General features: G+C 55.2%; 32 protein-coding genes. 1 reads left to right on the top strand and 31 read right to left on the bottom strand.

Features of this window, described 5'->3' with window-relative positions:
* Positions 1 to 290: transposase (locus BLU76_RS32480; protein ID WP_218190250.1), on the top strand; the 290-nt coding region annotated here is incomplete at its 5' end.
* A 76-nt stretch (positions 291 to 366) separates the two neighbouring features.
* Here the strand turns inward: BLU76_RS32480 and bfr are convergent.
* The 31 genes from bfr to BLU76_RS30010 all read right to left on the bottom strand — a co-directional run.
* Positions 367 to 831, bottom strand: a complete 465-nt coding sequence (gene bfr, locus BLU76_RS30160) for a bacterioferritin (protein WP_014340470.1) — start codon at positions 829 to 831, stop codon at positions 367 to 369.
* Positions 832 to 989: 158 nt separating this feature from the next.
* The gene (locus BLU76_RS30155) at positions 990 to 2,438 is read right to left on the bottom strand and encodes a catalase (protein ID WP_092225720.1); all 1,449 of its coding nucleotides are present in this window, start codon (positions 2,436 to 2,438) and stop codon (positions 990 to 992) included.
* Between the two features lie 223 nt (positions 2,439 to 2,661).
* A complete protein-coding gene (rplQ, locus tag BLU76_RS30150) occupies positions 2,662 to 3,048 on the bottom strand; it encodes a 50S ribosomal protein L17 (RefSeq protein WP_003186009.1) in 387 nt (128 codons plus the stop codon).
* 42 nt (positions 3,049 to 3,090) lie between these two features.
* Complete coding sequence (gene rpoA / locus BLU76_RS30145) at positions 3,091 to 4,092, bottom strand: DNA-directed RNA polymerase subunit alpha (protein ID WP_003186012.1); 1,002 nt, start codon at positions 4,090 to 4,092, stop codon at positions 3,091 to 3,093.
* Positions 4,093 to 4,114: 22 nt separating this feature from the next.
* The gene (gene rpsD, locus BLU76_RS30140; protein WP_003176404.1) at positions 4,115 to 4,735 is read right to left on the bottom strand and encodes a 30S ribosomal protein S4; all 621 of its coding nucleotides are present in this window, start codon (positions 4,733 to 4,735) and stop codon (positions 4,115 to 4,117) included.
* Between the two features lie 18 nt (positions 4,736 to 4,753).
* On the bottom strand, positions 4,754 to 5,143 hold the full coding sequence (rpsK, locus tag BLU76_RS30135; protein ID WP_002555466.1) for a 30S ribosomal protein S11: 390 nt from the start codon (positions 5,141 to 5,143) through the stop codon (positions 4,754 to 4,756).
* A 30-nt stretch (positions 5,144 to 5,173) separates the two neighbouring features.
* Positions 5,174 to 5,530 carry a 30S ribosomal protein S13 gene (gene rpsM, locus BLU76_RS30130; protein ID WP_003186020.1) on the bottom strand — a complete coding sequence of 119 codons (357 nt, stop codon included), beginning with the start codon at positions 5,528 to 5,530 and terminating at the stop codon, positions 5,174 to 5,176.
* A 130-nt stretch (positions 5,531 to 5,660) separates the two neighbouring features.
* On the bottom strand, positions 5,661 to 5,777 hold the full coding sequence (gene rpmJ / locus BLU76_RS30125; protein ID WP_002555468.1) for a 50S ribosomal protein L36: 117 nt from the start codon (positions 5,775 to 5,777) through the stop codon (positions 5,661 to 5,663).
* Between the two features lie 30 nt (positions 5,778 to 5,807).
* Entirely contained in the window at positions 5,808 to 7,136 is a 1,329-nt protein-coding gene (gene secY / locus BLU76_RS30120; RefSeq protein ID WP_003186029.1) for a preprotein translocase subunit SecY, read from the bottom strand.
* On the bottom strand, positions 7,137 to 7,574 hold the full coding sequence (gene rplO / locus BLU76_RS30115) for a 50S ribosomal protein L15 (RefSeq protein ID WP_063324140.1): 438 nt from the start codon (positions 7,572 to 7,574) through the stop codon (positions 7,137 to 7,139). It abuts the gene before it with no gap.
* Positions 7,575 to 7,577: 3 nt separating this feature from the next.
* Positions 7,578 to 7,754 (bottom strand): 50S ribosomal protein L30, encoded by a 177-nt coding sequence (gene rpmD / locus BLU76_RS30110; protein ID WP_003186033.1) that lies wholly within the window; start codon positions 7,752 to 7,754, stop codon positions 7,578 to 7,580.
* Between the two features lie 2 nt (positions 7,755 to 7,756).
* Positions 7,757 to 8,257 carry a 30S ribosomal protein S5 gene (rpsE, locus tag BLU76_RS30105; RefSeq protein ID WP_003186035.1) on the bottom strand — a complete coding sequence of 167 codons (501 nt, stop codon included), beginning with the start codon at positions 8,255 to 8,257 and terminating at the stop codon, positions 7,757 to 7,759.
* Between the two features lie 3 nt (positions 8,258 to 8,260).
* The gene (rplR, locus tag BLU76_RS30100) at positions 8,261 to 8,611 is read right to left on the bottom strand and encodes a 50S ribosomal protein L18 (protein WP_003186037.1); all 351 of its coding nucleotides are present in this window, start codon (positions 8,609 to 8,611) and stop codon (positions 8,261 to 8,263) included.
* 10 nt (positions 8,612 to 8,621) lie between these two features.
* Complete coding sequence (rplF, locus tag BLU76_RS30095; protein WP_003186039.1) at positions 8,622 to 9,155, bottom strand: 50S ribosomal protein L6; 534 nt, start codon at positions 9,153 to 9,155, stop codon at positions 8,622 to 8,624.
* A gap of 12 nt (positions 9,156 to 9,167) precedes the next feature.
* Positions 9,168 to 9,560 (bottom strand): 30S ribosomal protein S8, encoded by a 393-nt coding sequence (gene rpsH, locus BLU76_RS30090; protein WP_017848802.1) that lies wholly within the window; start codon positions 9,558 to 9,560, stop codon positions 9,168 to 9,170.
* A 210-nt stretch (positions 9,561 to 9,770) separates the two neighbouring features.
* Positions 9,771 to 10,076 (bottom strand): 30S ribosomal protein S14, encoded by a 306-nt coding sequence (gene rpsN, locus BLU76_RS30085; protein ID WP_003186042.1) that lies wholly within the window; start codon positions 10,074 to 10,076, stop codon positions 9,771 to 9,773.
* 13 nt (positions 10,077 to 10,089) lie between these two features.
* Positions 10,090 to 10,629, bottom strand: a complete 540-nt coding sequence (gene rplE / locus BLU76_RS30080) for a 50S ribosomal protein L5 (RefSeq protein ID WP_003186044.1) — start codon at positions 10,627 to 10,629, stop codon at positions 10,090 to 10,092.
* 20 nt (positions 10,630 to 10,649) lie between these two features.
* Positions 10,650 to 10,964 carry a 50S ribosomal protein L24 gene (gene rplX / locus BLU76_RS30075; protein ID WP_003186046.1) on the bottom strand — a complete coding sequence of 105 codons (315 nt, stop codon included), beginning with the start codon at positions 10,962 to 10,964 and terminating at the stop codon, positions 10,650 to 10,652.
* 11 nt (positions 10,965 to 10,975) lie between these two features.
* On the bottom strand, positions 10,976 to 11,344 hold the full coding sequence (rplN, locus tag BLU76_RS30070) for a 50S ribosomal protein L14 (protein WP_002555479.1): 369 nt from the start codon (positions 11,342 to 11,344) through the stop codon (positions 10,976 to 10,978).
* Positions 11,345 to 11,367: 23 nt separating this feature from the next.
* The gene (gene rpsQ, locus BLU76_RS30065; RefSeq protein ID WP_003194644.1) at positions 11,368 to 11,634 is read right to left on the bottom strand and encodes a 30S ribosomal protein S17; all 267 of its coding nucleotides are present in this window, start codon (positions 11,632 to 11,634) and stop codon (positions 11,368 to 11,370) included.
* Positions 11,635 to 11,636: 2 nt separating this feature from the next.
* On the bottom strand, positions 11,637 to 11,828 hold the full coding sequence (rpmC, locus tag BLU76_RS30060; RefSeq protein ID WP_002555481.1) for a 50S ribosomal protein L29: 192 nt from the start codon (positions 11,826 to 11,828) through the stop codon (positions 11,637 to 11,639).
* Positions 11,828 to 12,241 carry a 50S ribosomal protein L16 gene (gene rplP, locus BLU76_RS30055; protein ID WP_003186052.1) on the bottom strand — a complete coding sequence of 138 codons (414 nt, stop codon included), beginning with the start codon at positions 12,239 to 12,241 and terminating at the stop codon, positions 11,828 to 11,830. Before rplP ends, rpmC begins: the two co-directional genes overlap by 1 nt.
* Positions 12,242 to 12,253: 12 nt before the next feature.
* On the bottom strand, positions 12,254 to 12,940 hold the full coding sequence (gene rpsC, locus BLU76_RS30050) for a 30S ribosomal protein S3 (RefSeq protein WP_003176422.1): 687 nt from the start codon (positions 12,938 to 12,940) through the stop codon (positions 12,254 to 12,256).
* 13 nt (positions 12,941 to 12,953) lie between these two features.
* Positions 12,954 to 13,286 (bottom strand): 50S ribosomal protein L22, encoded by a 333-nt coding sequence (gene rplV / locus BLU76_RS30045; protein WP_003103908.1) that lies wholly within the window; start codon positions 13,284 to 13,286, stop codon positions 12,954 to 12,956.
* Between the two features lie 11 nt (positions 13,287 to 13,297).
* On the bottom strand, positions 13,298 to 13,573 hold the full coding sequence (gene rpsS, locus BLU76_RS30040) for a 30S ribosomal protein S19 (RefSeq protein ID WP_002555486.1): 276 nt from the start codon (positions 13,571 to 13,573) through the stop codon (positions 13,298 to 13,300).
* A gap of 16 nt (positions 13,574 to 13,589) precedes the next feature.
* On the bottom strand, positions 13,590 to 14,414 hold the full coding sequence (gene rplB / locus BLU76_RS30035) for a 50S ribosomal protein L2 (protein WP_003186055.1): 825 nt from the start codon (positions 14,412 to 14,414) through the stop codon (positions 13,590 to 13,592).
* Positions 14,415 to 14,428: 14 nt separating this feature from the next.
* Positions 14,429 to 14,728 (bottom strand): 50S ribosomal protein L23, encoded by a 300-nt coding sequence (gene rplW / locus BLU76_RS30030; RefSeq protein ID WP_002555488.1) that lies wholly within the window; start codon positions 14,726 to 14,728, stop codon positions 14,429 to 14,431.
* On the bottom strand, positions 14,725 to 15,327 hold the full coding sequence (gene rplD, locus BLU76_RS30025; protein ID WP_003186057.1) for a 50S ribosomal protein L4: 603 nt from the start codon (positions 15,325 to 15,327) through the stop codon (positions 14,725 to 14,727). The genes rplW and rplD overlap by 4 nt, the downstream gene beginning before the upstream one ends.
* Positions 15,328 to 15,339: 12 nt before the next feature.
* Positions 15,340 to 15,975 carry a 50S ribosomal protein L3 gene (gene rplC / locus BLU76_RS30020; RefSeq protein ID WP_003186059.1) on the bottom strand — a complete coding sequence of 212 codons (636 nt, stop codon included), beginning with the start codon at positions 15,973 to 15,975 and terminating at the stop codon, positions 15,340 to 15,342.
* Positions 15,976 to 16,055: 80 nt separating this feature from the next.
* On the bottom strand, positions 16,056 to 16,367 hold the full coding sequence (gene rpsJ / locus BLU76_RS30015) for a 30S ribosomal protein S10 (protein ID WP_003186070.1): 312 nt from the start codon (positions 16,365 to 16,367) through the stop codon (positions 16,056 to 16,058).
* Positions 16,368 to 16,522: 155 nt separating this feature from the next.
* A partial coding sequence (locus BLU76_RS30010; RefSeq protein ID WP_139209667.1) for an EF-Tu C-terminal domain-related protein occupies positions 16,523 to 17,173 on the bottom strand: 651 nt, incomplete at its 5' end.

Genomic DNA, 17,173 nt, shown 5'->3' with positions numbered 1-17,173 from the left:
AACGTTGGCAGATCGAGTTGTTTTTCAAGTGGATCAAGCAAAACCTCAAGTTAAAACGATATTTCGGCTTCTCCGAAAATGCCGTTCGTCTGCAGATCTACAGCGCCTTGATTACCTACCTTTTGCTGCACCTTTATCAGCACCGCTCAGGATGTTCGGGGCCTATTTCAGACTTTGCTATTAGGCTGACCCACAGCTTGTTCGAACGCCCATTGAGCATCGAACGCCTTGAAGACCGAAGGCAGAAGCAAACAGAGCTGAAGGCTACCCAAGGTAACCTTCAGCTCTGAAAAGATTTTACCGGACACTAGTGACGCTCTGCGTGGGCACGCAGCTTGGGACGCTCTGCCTTCCCTTTCCCAGCAATCAGAATTGCGATTGCAGGTAGTTTTCCAACCCGATCAGCTTGATCAGTCCCAACTGCTTCTCCAGCCAGTAGGTATGGTCTTCTTCGGTGTCGTTAAGCTGGATCCGCAGGATCTCGCGGGTCACGTAGTCGTTGTGCTGCTCGCAGAGCTCGATGCCTTTGCACAGTGCGGCGCGGACTTTGTATTCCAGGCGCAGGTCAGCGGCGAGCATGTCGGGCACCGTGGTACCGACGTCGAGGTCATCGGCACGCATGCGTGGCGTGCCTTCAAGCATCAGGATCCGGCGCATCAGCGCATCGGCGTGCTGGGTCTCTTCTTCCATCTCGTGGTTGATACGTTCGTAGAGCTCGGTAAAACCCCAATCCTCGTACATCCGCGAATGGATGAAATATTGATCACGGGCTGCCAGTTCGCCTGTCAGCAACGTGTTGAGGTAATCGATTACGTCTGGGTGACCTTGCATCGCCCTACATCTCCACAAGCTCTTAAAGGTTGTAGTTTGAACCAAGCTGAGCGCAAGGTCACTGTCTCAACGCTACAAAAGCGAAGAAAATCCGAGAAAACCAGGTTAAATAACGCAAAAACCACCCAAATGAGGGCGGTTCTGCTTCTCGTTTAGACTTAGTTAAGCGCTACACCCAAGGCTTTTGCGATGCCCTCTCCATAGGCAACATCGGCCTTGAAGAAATGCTGCAGCTGACGGTCAACCACATCTGCCGACACGCCTGCCATTGCACCGGCGATATTGCTGATCAACAGCGCCTTCTGCTCATCGCTCATCAAGCGGAACAGCGCACCGGCGTGGCTGTAGTAGTCGGTGTCTTCGCGATGATCGTAACGGTCCGCCGCGCCACTGAGAGCCAGTGCAGGTTCTGCGTAACGCGGGGCTTGCTTCGGCGCTTCCACGTAGCTGTTAGGCTCGTAGTTCGGTGCCGCCCCGCCATTGCTGCCAAACGCCATGGCACCGTCGCGCTGATAGGTATTGACCGGACTGCGCGGCGCATTCACCGGCAATTGCTGGTGATTGGTGCCCACACGGTAGCGATGCGCATCAGCGTAGGCGAAGACACGGCCCTGCAGCATGCGGTCCGGCGAGAGGCCAACCCCTGGCACCATGTTGCTAGGGCCAAACGCCGCTTGCTCGACTTCAGCAAAGTAATTCAGCGGGTTGCGGTTGAGCTCGAGCACACCGACTTCGATCAGCGGAAACTCTTTCTGCGACCAGGTCTTGGTGACGTCGAACGGATTCTCGTAATGGGCTGCGGCCTGGGCTTCGGTCATGACCTGGATGCAAACGCTCCATTTCGGGAAGTCACCGCGCTCGATGGCGCTGAACAAGTCACGCTGGGCGTAATCCGGGTCCGTCCCCGCCAGGCGTGCTGCCTCTGCCGGCGCGAGGTTCTTGATCCCTTGCTGGGTCTTGTAGTGCCACTTCACCCAGTGGCGCTCACCCTGTGCGTTGATCAGGCTGTAGGTATGACTGCCGAAGCCGTGCATGTGGCGGTAGCCATCCGGGATACCGCGATCGGAAAACAGAATGGTGACCTGGTGCAACGCCTCAGGCGAATGCGACCAGAAATCCCACATCGCCTGGGCGCTTTTCAGATTGCTTTGCGGCAGACGTTTCTGGGTGTGGATGAAGTCTGGAAATTTCAACGGATCACGGATGAAGAATACCGGGGTGTTGTTGCCGACGATGTCCCAGTTGCCTTCCTCGGTGTAGAACTTCAGGGCGAAACCGCGCGGATCGCGTTCGGTGTCGGCAGAACCACGCTCACCGCCCACGGTGGAGAACCGCAGGAAAGTTGGGGTTTGCTTGCCGACTGTGTCGAACAACTTGGCGCTGGTGTACTGCGTGATATCCCGGGTCACGGTAAATGTACCGTAGGCGCCCGAGCCTTTGGCGTGCACACGGCGTTCAGGAATATTTTCGCGGTTGAAGTGGGCGAGTTTCTCGATCAGGTGGAAATCGTCGAGCAGCAGCGGGCCGCGCGGGCCGGCGGAGCGAGAGTTCTGGTTATCGGCGACAGGAGCGCCACTGGCGGTCGTAAGCGTTTTGGTCTGGCTCATGCTCAATCTTCCTAGGTCGGTCTTCGAACTGCCGGCTAATCGGCTGGAAAGGAGTATTGATCATGTTAATGACAGTATCCAAATTCATTAAATCATGGACATCGATAGTTATTATCTAAATGTGAAGACTTGCCGATAGCGAAACCTGACGAAACGGTGTTTCTGCTTTTCTACCAGGCACAAAAAACCGGGCACGAGGCCCGGTTTTTTGTATGTTGCCGACTTACTCAGCGGATACAGCTTCGCCGCTGGTAGCACGATCAACCAACTCGACGTACGCCATAGGCGCGTTGTCGCCAGCGCGGAAACCGCACTTGAGGATGCGCAGGTAGCCACCCTCACGGGTAGCGTAACGCTTGCCCAGGTCGTTGAAGAGCTTACCAACGATAGCTTTCGAACGAGTACGGTCGAAAGCCAGACGGCGGTTAGCCAGGCTATCTGTCTTGGCCAGAGTGATCAGCGGCTCAGCAACGCGACGCAGTTCTTTGGCTTTCGGCAGTGTAGTTTTGATCAGCTCGTGCTCGAACAGCGACACCGCCATGTTTTGGAACATGGCCTTGCGGTGCGAGCTGGTGCGGCTCAGGTGACGACCACTTTTACGATGACGCATGGTTCATTCCTTACCAAACACAACGTTCGGTGATTACGACGATCAGGCAGTCGCCTTGTCGTCCTTCTTAAGACTTGCAGGCGGCCAGTTGTCGAGGCGCATGCCGAGGGACAGACCGCGGGAGGCCAGAACGTCCTTGATTTCAGTCAAGGATTTCTTGCCAAGGTTCGGAGTCTTCAACAGCTCTACTTCGGTACGCTGAATCAGGTCGCCGATGTAGTAGATGTTTTCCGCCTTAAGGCAGTTAGCCGAACGTACAGTCAGTTCCAGATCGTCAACCGGGCGAAGCAGGATCGGATCGATCTCGTCTTCCTGCTCGACAACCACTGGCTCACTGTCACCCTTGAGGTCGACGAACGCAGCCAACTGCTGTTGCAGGATGGTTGCAGCACGGCGGATAGCCTCTTCAGGATCCAGGGTACCGTTGGTTTCCAGATCAATAACCAGCTTGTCCAGGTTGGTACGCTGTTCGACACGGGCGTTTTCCACCACGTATGCGATACGGCGTACTGGGCTGAACGAAGAGTCAAGCTGCAAGCGACCGATGCTGCGGCTTTCGTCTTCATCGCTCTGACGCGAGTCTGCCGGTTCATAACCACGACCACGAGCTACGGTGAGCTTCATGTTCAGGGCGCCGTTAGACGCCAGGTTAGCGATTACGTGATCGGGGTTAACGATCTCGACATCATGATCCAGCTGAATATCGGCAGCGGTAACCACCCCCGAACCCTTCTTCGACAAGGTCAGCGTAACTTCGTCACGACCGTGCAGCTTGATAGCCAGACCTTTCAGGTTCAACAGGATTTCAATTACGTCTTCCTGTACACCTTCGATGGCGCTGTACTCATGGAGCACACCGTCAATCTCGGCCTCGACTACTGCACAGCCGGGCATTGAGGACAACAGGATGCGGCGCAGCGCGTTGCCCAGGGTGTGGCCGAAACCACGCTCGAGAGGCTCGAGTGTGATCTTGGCGCGGGTTGGACTGACAACCTGCACATCAATATGGCGGGGTGTCAGGAACTCATTTACCGAAATCTGCATGGATGCACCTATTTTCTAGCCCTTACTTGGAGTAGAGCTCGACAATCAGGCTTTCGTTGATGTCGGCGGACAGATCACTGCGAGCAGGAACGTTCTTGAAAACGCCCGACTTCTTCTCAGTGTCTACTTCTACCCATTCTACGCGGCCACGTTGGGCACACAGATCGAGAGCTTGGACAATGCGAAGTTGGTTCTTTGCTTTCTCGCGAACAGCAACCACGTCACCAGCACGAACCTGGTAGGACGGAACGTTTACGGTCTGACCGTTAACGCTGATCGACTTGTGCGATACCAGCTGACGAGATTCGGCACGAGTAGAACCGAAACCCATACGGTATACAACGTTGTCCAGGCGGCATTCGAGCAGCTGCAACAGGTTTTCGCCGGTTGCGCCTTTCTTGCCAGCGGCTTCTTTGTAGTAGCCGCTGAATTGACGCTCGAGAACGCCGTAGATACGACGGACCTTCTGCTTTTCACGCAGTTGGGTGCCGTAGTCGGACTGGCGACCGCGGCGTTGGCCGTGGATACCAGGTGCTGCTTCAATGTTGCACTTCGATTCGATCGCGCGCACGCCGCTCTTCAGAAAAAGATCGGTGCCTTCGCGACGAGCGAGTTTGCATTTTGGACCAATGTAACGAGCCATTCTTTACAATCTCCTGGATTACACGCGGCGCTTCTTCGGCGGACGGCACCCGTTGTGCGGGATTGGCGTCACGTCGGTGATGCTGGCGATCTTGTAGCCACAGCCGTTCAAAGCGCGGACTGCGGATTCACGACCTGGACCTGGACCCTTGACGTTGACGTCGAGGTTTTTCAGGCCGTATTCCAGCGCAGCTTGACCAGCACGCTCAGCAGCTACTTGAGCAGCGAACGGGGTGGACTTGCGGGAACCGCGGAAACCCGAACCACCGGAGGTAGCCCAGGAAAGAGCGTTACCTTGACGGTCGGTAATGGTCACGATGGTGTTGTTAAAAGAAGCATGGATGTGGGCGATGCCATCAACCACTGTCTTTTTAACTTTTTTACGAGGACGAGCAGCAGGTTTTGCCATGATTAAATTCCTGTCGATTCGCTGGGGCGATTACTTGCGGATCGGCTTACGCGGACCTTTACGGGTACGCGCGTTGGTCTTGGTACGCTGACCGCGTACTGGCAGACCACGACGATGACGCAGACCGCGATAGCAACCGAGGTCCATCAAGCGCTTGATTTTCATGTTGATTTCGCGACGCAGGTCACCTTCAGTGGTGAACTTCGCCACTTCGCCACGCAGCTGTTCAATCTGCTCGTCGCTCAGATCTTTGATCTTTGCCGCTGGGTTGACCCCAGTCACTGCACAAATTTTCTGTGCAGTAGTGCGACCAACACCATAGATGTAGGTCAGCGAGATAACAGTATGCTTGTTATCTGGAATGTTGACGCCTGCAATACGGGCCATTCAGTGGGACTCCAATTGACAGCTACCTACGCCCCGGAAGCCAAGAAATAGGGCGCGAGATAATATCGCTGTAATAACAAATAATCAACCCGGCAGCGCACTAGCTGCCGGGCTTAAAGCACAATCACACTCAGCCTTGGCGCTGTTTGTGACGCGGTTCCGCGCTGCAAATTACCCGAACAACACCTTCGCGGCGAATAATCTTGCAGTTACGGCACAGCTTTTTCACCGATGCACGAACTTTCATCACCAACTCCTCGAACCTTATGGACGCTACTCAGCGCAACATGCCGCTGCCGTAGCCCTTCAGGTTGGCTTTCTTCATCAGGGATTCGTACTGGTGCGAAACGAGGTGCGATTGTACTTGGGACATGAAGTCCATCACAACCACGACCACGATCAGCAACGAGGTCCCGCCAAGGTAGAACGGTACGTTTGCCGCAACCACCAGGAACTGGGGCAACAGACAGACGGCCGTCATGTAAAGAGCACCGAACATGGTCAAGCGAGTCAGAACGCCATCAATGTAGCGCGCAGACTGCTCACCTGGACGGATGCCCGGAATAAAGGCACCGGACTTCTTCAGGTTTTCCGCTACGTCTTTCGGATTGAACATCAACGCCGTATAGAAGAAGCAGAAGAAAATAATCCCTGCACTAAACAGCAGAATATTCAACGGCTGACCAGGAGCGATCGACTGCGAGATGTCCTGCAACCAGCCCATACCTTCAGACTGGCCGAACCAGGCACCCAACGAAGCCGGGAACAGCAGGATGCTGCTCGCGAAAATAGCCGGAATTACGCCGGCCATGTTCACCTTCAACGGCAAGTGGCTGGTCTGCGCAGCAAATACCTTGCGGCCCTGCTGACGCTTGGCGTAGTGAACAGCAATACGACGCTGACCACGCTCAATGAACACCACGAAACCGATAATCGCTACTGCCAGCAGACCGATGGCAACCAGGGCGAAAATGTTGATATCACCCTGACGCGCAGACTCGAAAGACTGCCCGATCGCTCTCGGAAGACCGGCGACGATACCTGCGAAGATCAACATCGAGATACCGTTGCCAACACCACGCTCAGTAATCTGCTCACCCAGCCACATCATGAACATCGCGCCTGCCACAAAAGTGGTTACCGCAACGAAATGAAAGCTGAAGTCAGCAGTGAACGAAACGCCCTGCCCCGCCAAGCCGATGGACATGCCAATGGCTTGAACGAGAGCGAGGACGACAGTGCCGTAGCGGGTGTACTGGCTGATCTTGCGACGGCCAGCTTCACCTTCCTTCTTCAACTGCTCCAGCTGCGGGCTGACGGCGCTCATCAATTGCATGATGATCGATGCCGAAATGTACGGCATGATCCCCAGTGCAAAGATGCTCATCCGCTCCAGCGCGCCGCCGGAAAACATGTTGAACAAGCTAAGAATGGTCCCCTCATTCTGTCGAAACAGGTCCGCGAGTCGGTCCGGGTTGATACCTGGAACCGGGATGTGTGCGCCTATTCGGTAGACGATAATCGCCAGGAACAGAAAACGCAGACGAGCCCAGAGTTCAGACATACCGCCTTTGCCGAGCGCAGAGAGAGCACCTTGCTTAGCCATTTATTCCTCGAACTTGCCGCCAGCTGCTTCGATAGCCGCACGCGCACCTTTGGTGGCGCCGATTCCCTTTCCGATGGTGACAGCACGAGCAACTTCGCCCGACAGCATGATTTTCACACGCTGAACGTTCTGGTTGATCACGTTGGCATCCTTCAGGGACTGCACGGTGACGATGTCGCCTTCCACTTTGGCCAGCTCGGACAGACGCACTTCTGCGCGATCCATGGCTTTCAGGGAAACGAAACCGAACTTCGGCAGGCGACGATGCAGCGGCTGTTGACCGCCTTCAAAGCCTGGAGCAATGGTGCCACCGGAGCGGGAAGTCTGACCTTTGTGGCCACGGCCACCGGTCTTGCCCAAACCACTACCGATACCACGGCCCGGACGATGCTTTTCGCGACGGGAACCCGGCGCTGGACTCAGATCATTGAGTTTCATCGATTAACCCTCGACACGCAGCATGTAGTAAGCCTTGTTGATCATCCCGCGATTCTCGGGAGTATCCAGGACTTCTACAGTGTGACCGATGCGACGCAGACCCAGACCCTTAACGCACAGTTTGTGGTTAGGGATGCGGCCGGTCATGCTTTTGATCAGCGTAACTTTTACGGTAGCCATGATCAGAAGATCTCCTTGACGCTTTTGCCACGCTTGGCGGCAATGGATTCAGGAGACTGCATTGCTTTCAAACCCTTGAAAGTGGCGTGAACCACGTTTACTGGGTTAGTCGAGCCGTAGCACTTGGCCAGAACGTTCTGAACGCCAGCAACTTCGAGGACAGCACGCATAGCGCCGCCAGCGATGATACCGGTACCTTCAGAAGCAGGCTGCATGTACACCTTCGAAGCGCCATGGGCAGACTTCATTGCGTACTGCAGAGTGGTGCCGTTCAGATCAACCTGGATCATGTTGCGGCGAGCAGCTTCCATTGCCTTCTGGATCGCAGCAGGCACTTCACGCGACTTGCCACGGCCGAAGCCAACACGGCCTTTACCATCACCCACTACGGTCAACGCAGTGAAAGTGAAGATACGGCCGCCTTTAACGGTTTTGGCTACGCGGTTAACTTGAACCAGCTTCTCGATGTAGCCTTCGTCGCGCTTTTGGTCGTTATTTGACATAACTTAGAACTCCAGCCCAGCTTCACGAGCAGCATCAGCCAGCGCCTTGACGCGGCCGTGGTACTTGAAGCCAGAGCGGTCGAAAGCCACCTGCGAGACGCCAGCGGCTTTTGCACGCGTAGCGACCAGCTGGCCAACCTTAGTGGCCGCGTCGATGTTGCCAGTGGCGCCATCACGCAGTTCTTTATCCAAAGTCGAGGCACTTGCCAGGACTTTGTTGCCGTCGGCCGAAATGACCTGGGCGTAGATGTGCTGCGACGAGCGGAACACGCAGAGACGCACGACTTCGAGTTCGTGCATTTTCAGGCGTGCTTTGCGAGCGCGACGCAGTCGAGTAACTTTTTTGTCGGTCATTTGCTATGCCCTACTTCTTCTTGGCTTCTTTACGACGGACGACTTCGTCCGCGTAGCGCACACCTTTGCCTTTGTACGGCTCTGGTGGACGGAAGTCGCGGATCTCGGCGGCCACTTGACCTACCAGCTGCTTGTCGATGCCCTTGATCAGGATATCGGTCTGGCTAGGAGTCTCAGCGGTGATGCCTTCCGGCAGTTCATAATCCACTGGGTGCGAGAAGCCAAGAGCCAGGTTCAGCACTGTGCCTTTTGCTTGCGCTTTGTAACCAACACCGACCAGCTGGAGCTTGCGCTCGAAGCCTTGGCTTACGCCTTGGACCATGTTGTTTACCAACGCACGAGTGGTACCAGCCATTGCGCGAGTCTGTTGATCGCCATTGCGAGCAGCGAAACGCAGCTCACCAGCTTCTTCAACGATCTCAACGGACGAATGGATGTTCAGTTGCAGAGTGCCCTTGGCACCCTTCACCGAAAGCTGTTGGCCTGCGAATTTGACTTCGACACCGGCTGGCAGCTTAACGGGGTTCTTAGCGACGCGTGACATGCTTATCCCCCCTTAGAACACAGTGCAAAGAACTTCGCCGCCGACACCGGCAGCGCGCGCAGCACGATCCGTCATCACACCTTTGTTGGTGGAGACGATAGACACGCCCAGGCCGCCGCGAACTTTCGGCAGATCCTCGACGGACTTGTACTGACGCAGGCCTGGACGGCTAACGCGCTTCACTTCCTCGATGACCGGACGGCCTTCGAAGTACTTCAGCTCGATGGACAGCAGTGGCTTGATTTCGCTGCTGATCTGATAACCCGCAATGTAACCTTCGTCCTTCAGGACTTTGGCAACAGCTACCTTCAACGTAGAAGATGGCATGCTTACGACGGACTTTTCAGCCATCTGGGCATTACGGATACGAGTTAGCATGTCCGCTAACGGGTCCTGCATACTCATGGGCTAGACGCTCCTAATACACAAAAAATTAGCCTTTCGGCTAGTACGTGTCGCCGAGCGCATCCGCGCAATAAAAACACGGGCTCAGGCGAGCCGGGTATTCTAGACACACCCCACAAATGAATCAAGCCCCAATAGGGGCTTGATTCATGTTCAAGGTCACCGACGGTCAGGATCTTGCGATCCCGAACGCCGCGACTTTGACAGTGCTTACCAGCTGGCTTTAACCAGACCTGGAACGTCACCACGCATTGCAGCTTGACGCAGCATGTTACGGCCAAGGCCGAACTTGCGGTACACGCCGTGCGGACGACCAGTCAGGCGGCAGCGGTTACGCATGCGCGAGGCGCTTGCGTCACGTGGCTGCTTCTGCAGGGCTACGGTAGCTTCCCAACGCGCTTCTGGACTTGCGTTCAGATCAACGATGATAGCTTTCAGCGCTGCACGCTTGGTGGCGTACTTGGCAACGGTGAGCTGACGCTTCAGCTCACGGTTCTTCATGCTCTTCTTGGCCATTTTCCTACTCCAATCAGTTGCGGAACGGGAATTTGAAAGCGCGCAGCAGTGCGCGACCTTCGTCATCCGTCCGAGCAGTGGTGGTCAGGGTAATGTCCAGACCGCGGAGAGCGTCGATCTTGTCGTAATCGATTTCCGGGAAAATGATCTGCTCTTTAACGCCCATGCTGTAGTTGCCACGACCATCGAAGGACTTGGCATTCAGGCCGCGGAAGTCGCGAACCCGAGGCAGGGAGATCGACAGCAGACGATCCAGGAACTCGTACATACGCTCACGGCGCAGGGTCACTTTGACACCGATCGGCCAACCTTCACGGACTTTAAAGCCAGCGATGGATTTCCGAGCGTAAGTCACAACGACTTTCTGACCGGTGATCTTTTCCAGGTCGGCAACAGCGTGCTCGATGACTTTTTTGTCGCCGATCGCTTCGCCCAGACCCATGTTCAGGGTGATTTTGGTAACGCGCGGAACTTCCATCACGTTCGAAAGCTTAAGTTCTTCCTTAAGTTTCGGTGCGATTTCCTTCCGGTAAATCTCTTTTAGTCGTGCCATGGTCTTCTACCTAGCAGTGTTCAAGCATCAACCGCTTTTTGGGTCGACTTGAAGACACGAATTTTCTTACCGTCTTCTACTTTGAAACCAACGCGGTCAGCCTTGTTGGTTTCGCCGTTGAAGATGGCGACGTTGGAAGCGTGCAGTGGCGCTTCTTTCTCGACGATACCGCCCTGTACGCCCGACATCGGGTTAGGCTTGGTATGACGCTTGACCAGGTTCAGACCACCAACAACCAGACGGTTGTCAGCAAGAACCTTCAGCACCTTACCGCGCTTACCTTTGTCTTTGCCGGCGATCACGATGATCTCGTCGTCACGACGAATCTTTTGCATGTCGGATCTCCTTACAGCACTTCTGGGGCGAGCGAGACGATCTTCATGAACTTCTCAGTACGAAGTTCACGGGTCACTGGCCCAAAGATACGGGTGCCGATCGGCTCTTGCTTGTTGTTCAACAGAACAGCAGCGTTGCCATCAAAGCGGATGATGGAGCCGTCAGCACGACGGACACCATGGCGAGTGCGGACTACGACAGCAGTCATCACCTGGCCTTTTTTCACCTTACCGCGAGGAATTGCTTCCTTGACGGTAACTTTGATGATGTCACCGATACCAGCGTAACGACGATGGGAGCCACCCAGCACCTTGATGCACATAACACGGCGAGCGCCGCTGTTATCGGCCACATCGAGCATGGATTGAGTCTGAATCATATAATTTCTCCGACCCCTAGCCCTTAGACTTCCACAGCGCGTTCGAGAACATCAACCAGCGCCCAAGACTTGGTCTTGGCCATCGGACGAGTTTCACGAATAGTGACTTTGTCGCCGATGTGGCACTGATTGGTTTCGTCGTGCGCGTGCAGCTTAGTCGAACGCTTAACGTATTTACCGTAGATCGGGTGCTTAACGCGACGCTCGATCAGAACGGTGATGGTTTTGTCCATCTTGTCGCTGACAACACGGCCAGTCAGCGTACGGACAGTTTTTTCGGCTTCAGCCATGATTACTTACCTGCCTGCTGGTTGAGCACAGTTTTCACGCGAGCGATGTCACGCTTAACTTGCGAGAGCAGATGAGACTGCCCCAACTGGCCAGTTGCTTTCTGCATACGCAGATTGAACTGGTCGCGCAGCAGGCCGAGCAGTTGCTCGTTCAGCTGCTGTGCTGATTTTTCACGAAGTTCATTCGCTTTCATCACATCACCGTCCGTTTAACAAAGGAGGTGGCGAGCGGCAGCTTTGCAGCAGCCAGGGCGAAAGCCTCACGCGCCAGCTCTTCAGAAACACCCTCGATTTCATACAGGACTTTGCCTGGCTGAATCTGGGCAACCCAGTACTCCACGTTACCCTTACCTTTACCCATCCGAACTTCGAGTGGCTTCTTGGTGACAGGCTTGTCCGGGAATACACGGATCCAGATCTTGCCGCCACGTTTTACGTGACGGGTCAGAGCACGACGCGCTGACTCGATCTGACGAGCGGTGAGACGACCACGAGCAACAGACTTCAGCGCGAACTCGCCGAAGCTGACTTTGCTACCGCGCAATGCCAGGCCACGGTTGTGACCGGTCATCTGCTTGCGGAACTTCGTACGCTTTGGTTGCAACATTTGGCGTACCCCTTACTTAGCAGCTTTTTTACGAGGCGCTGGTGCTTGTGGCTTCAGTTCTTCTTGGCGACCACCAATTACTTCGCCTTTGAAGATCCAAACCTTTACACCGATCACACCGTAGGTGGTGTGAGCTTCGTAGTTGGCATAGTCGATGTCGGCACGCAGGGTGTGCAGTGGCACACGACCTTCGCGATACCATTCAGTACGTGCGATTTCAGCACCGCCGAGACGACCGCTCACTTGGATTTTGATGCCTTTGGCACCAATGCGCATTGCGTTCTGTACAGCGCGCTTCATAGCGCGACGGAACATTACGCGACGCTCCAGCTGCTGAGCTACGCTCTGCGCAACCAGCATACCGTCGAGCTCCGGCTTGCGGATCTCTTCGATATTGATGTGCACAGGCACACCCATTTGCTTGGTCAGGTCCTGACGCAGTTTCTCAACATCTTCACCTTTCTTCCCGATAACGATACCTGGACGAGCGGTGTGGATGGTGATACGTGCAGTCTGCGCCGGACGATGGATATCGATACGGCTTACGGACGCGCTTTTTAGTTTGTCTTGGAGATACTCACGCACCTTCAGATCAGCGAACAAGTAGTCCGCATAAGTCCGACCGTCTGCGTACCAGACGGAGGTGTGCTCCTTGACGATTCCCAGGCGAATGCCAATGGGATGTACTTTCTGACCCATCTCTTCGACTCCGTTACTTGTCAGCAACCTTGACAGTGATATGGCAAGACCGCTTGACGATGCGATCAGCACGGCCTTTGGCACGTGGCATGATGCGCTTCAGCGAACGCCCTTCGTTGACGAAAACGGTGCTGACCTTCAGGTCATCAACGTCTGCGCCTTCGTTATGCTCGGCGTTGGCTACGGCCGACTCCAGCACTTTCTTCATGATCTCGGCGGCTTTCTTACTGCTGAAAGCCAACAGGTTGAGCGCTTCGCCCACCTTCTTCCCGCGGATCTGGTCGGCGACCAAGCGGGCTTTCTGGGCGGAGATTCGAGCGCCCGACAACTTAGCGGCTACTTCCATTTCCTTACCCCTTAACGCTTGGCTTTCTTGTCAGCCACGTGCCCACGGTATGTGCGGGTACCGGCGAACTCGCCCAGTTTGTGGCCGACCATGTCTTCGTTCACGAGAACTGGGACGTGTTGGCGACCGTTGTGTACTGCGATGGTCAGACCGACCATTTGTGGCAGGATCATCGAACGACGCGACCAGGTCTTAACTGGTTTGCGATCGTTCTTTTCCGCCGCCACTTCGATCTTCTTCAGTAGGTGAAGATCAATAAAAGGACCTTTTTTCAGAGAACGTGGCACTGTCGTATCCCTCTATTTACTTGCGACGACGGACGATCATTTTGTCGGTACGCTTATTACCACGAGTCTTCGCGCCCTTAGTCGGGAAGCCCCATGGCGATACCGGATGACGACCACCAGAGGTACGACCTTCACCACCACCATGTGGGTGGTCAACCGGGTTCATGGCAACACCACGAACGGTTGGGCGAACGCCACGCCAGCGCTTGGCACCAGCTTTACCCAACGAACGCAGGCTGTGCTCGGAGTTCGAGACTTCGCCCAGGGTCGCACGGCATTCAGCCAGTACTTTACGCATCTCACCAGAACGCAGACGCAGGGTCACGTAGACACCTTCACGAGCGATCAGCTGAGCCGAAGCACCAGCGGAACGAGCGATCTGTGCGCCTTTACCTGGCTTCAATTCGATGCCGTGTACGGTGCTACCAACTGGAATGTTACGCAGTTGCAGAGCGTTGCCCGGCTTGATCGGTGCCAGGGCACCTGCGATCAGCTGGTCGCCAGCACTCACGCCTTTAGGGGCGATGATGTAGCGACGCTCGCCATCTGCGTACAGCAGCAGAGCGATGTGAGCAGTACGGTTTGGATCGTATTCGATACGCTCGACGGTGGCAGCGATGCCATCCTTGTCGTTGCGACGGAAGTCGACCAGACGATAATGCTGCTTATGACCACCACCGATGTGACGAGTGGTAATACGGCCATTGTTGTTACGACCACCAGACTTCGATTTTTTCTCGAGCAGCGGTGCGTGAGGAGCGCCTTTATGCAGCTCCTGGTTGACCACCTTGACCACAAAACGGCGGCCAGGGGAAGTCGGTTTGCATTTAACGATTGCCATGATGCACCCCTTCCTTACTCAGCACTGCTGCTGAAATCGAGATCTTGGCCTGGCTGAAGGGAGATAACTGCCTTCTTCCAGTCATTACGCTTGCCCAGACCGCGAGCAGTGCGCTTGCTTTTACCCAGAACGTTCAGGGTAGTCACGCGCTCTACTTTCACGCTGAACAGGCTTTCGACGGCCTTCTTGATTTCCAGCTTGGTTGCGTCGGTAGCAACCTTGAAAACGAACTGGCCTTTCTTGTCTGCCAGAACCGTAGCCTTCTCGGAAACGTGCGGGCCAAGCAGAACTTTAAATACGCGTTCCTGGTTCATCCCAGCAGCTCCTCGAATTTCTTCACGGCCGACACGGTGATCAACACCTTGTCGTATGCGATCAGACTGACCGGATCGGAACCCTGCACGTCACGAACGTCGACGTGTGGCAGGTTGCGAGCAGCCAGGTACAGGTTCTGATCAACAGCGTCAGACACGATCAGGACGTCAGTCAGGCCCATGCCGTTCAGCTTGTTCAGCAGATCTTTGGTTTTCGGTGCTTCAACAGCGAAGTCCTGAACCACGACCAGACGATCAGTACGCACCAGCTCAGCAAGGATGGAACGCATTGCTGCGCGATACATCTTCTTGTTCAGCTTCTGGGAGTGATCCTGAGGACGAGCTGCGAAAGTGGTACCGCCGCCACGCCAGATTGGGCTACGGATAGTACCGGCACGAGCACGGCCAGTACCTTTCTGACGCCATGGGCGCTTGCCGCCACCGGAAACGTCGGAACGGGTCTTTTGCTGCTTGCTACCTTGACGGCCGCCAGCCATGTAGGCCACGACTGCTTGGTGAACCAGCGTCTCGTTGAATTCGCCGCCAAATGTCAGTTCGGAAACTTCGATCGCTTGAGCGTCATTTACATTTAATTGCATGTCAGCTTCCCCTTAACCGCGAGCCTTGGCTGCTGGACGTACAACCAAGTTGCCGCCAGTAGCGCCAGGAACAGCGCCCTTGACCAACAACAGATTGCGTTCAGCGTCCACGCGCACTACTTCGAGGGACTGCACGGTCACGCGCTCAGCGCCCATATGACCGGACATTTTTTTGCCCTTGAATACACGACCAGGAGTCTGGCACTGGCCGATAGAGCCTGGAACGCGGTGGGATACGGAGTTACCGTGGGTGTTATCTTGCCCGCGGAAGTTCCAACGCTTGATCGTACCCTGGAAGCCTTTACCTTTGGACTGACCGGTTACATCAACCAGTTGACCAGCGGCGAAGATTTCAGCGTTGATCAGATCGCCGGCCTGGTACTCGCCTTCTTCAAGGCGGAATTCCATTACGGTACGACCAGCGGCAACGTTCGCCTTGGCGAAGTGGCCAGCCTGAGCTGCTGTTACACGCGAAGCACGACGCTCGCCGACAGTGACTTGCACTGCACGATAGCCATCGGTCTCTTCAGTTTTGAACTGGGTGACGCGATTCGGCTCGATCTCAATGACCGTGACCGGAATGGAGACACCTTCTTCGGTGAAAATACGGGTCATACCGCATTTACGACCGACTACACCAATAGTCATGTTGTAAACCTCATGAGTGTACGGGGCTTTCACCCGCTATGGCCGCCCATTTCAGAGCGTTACACGACTAAGACCGAGTCTTAGCCGAGGCTGATCTGCACTTCCACACCGGCCGCAAGATCGAGCTTCATAAGAGCATCAACGGTTTTATCCGTTGGCTGGACGATGTCCAGAACGCGCTTATGAGTACGGATCTCGTACTGGTCACGCGCGTCTTTGTTGACGTGCGGGGAGACCAGAACGGTGAACCGCTCTTTACGGGTAGGCAGTGGAATTGGACCACGCACTTGAGCACCAGTACGTTTCGCGGTTTCCACGATTTCCTGGGTGGATTGGTCGATCAGGCGATGGTCAAAAGCCTTCAACCTGATACGGATTTGCTGATTTTGCATTGGATTTCAGACTCCGGCTGCTATTCCCACCGGGCGCAATACGCCCGTTAAAAGGAGGCGCAATTCTATAGACGCCCCTGATAGGTGTCAACCCAATAAAAAAGCCCCCGCTAAGCGGGGGCTTTTCAACTCATCAAGCTGACTCTGAAAGAGACTTACTCGATGACTTTGGCTACGACGCCAGCGCCGACGGTACGACCGCCTTCACGGATAGCGAAACGCAGACCGTCTTCCATCGCGATGGTCTTGATCAGGGTAACAGTCATCTGAATGTTGTCACCTGGCATTACCATTTCAACGCCTTCTGGCAGCTCGCAGTTACCAGTCACGTCAGTTGTACGGAAGTAGAACTGTGGACGGTAGCCTTTGAAGAACGGAGTGTGACGACCGCCTTCTTCCTTGCTCAGAACGTAAACTTCTGCGGTGAACTTGGTGTGCGGCTTGACGGTGCCTGGCTTGACCAGAACCTGGCCACGCTCAACGTCGTCACGCTTGGTGCCGCGCAGCAGTACGCCGCAGTTCTCGCCAGCACGACCTTCGTCGAGCAGCTTGCGGAACATTTCAACGCCGGTGCAGGTAGTTTTCTGAGTGTCGCGCAGACCGACGATCTCAACTTCTTCCTGGATACGGACAATGCCACGCTCAACACGACCAGTCACAACAGTACCGCGACCGGAGATCGAGAATACGTCTTCGATTGGCATCAGGAACGGCTTGTCGATAGCACGCTCTGGCTCTGGGATGTAGCTGTCCAGAGTTTCCACCAGCTTCTTGACAGCAGTGGTGCCCATTTCGTTGTCGTCTTG

The organism is Pseudomonas sp. NFACC08-1, from assembly GCF_900106735.1.
GTDB lineage: Bacteria > Pseudomonadota > Gammaproteobacteria > Pseudomonadales > Pseudomonadaceae > Aquipseudomonas > Aquipseudomonas fluorescens_Q.
The sequence above is the reverse complement of the archived record's forward strand: the minus strand, read 5'-3'. Positions and strand labels throughout refer to the sequence as shown.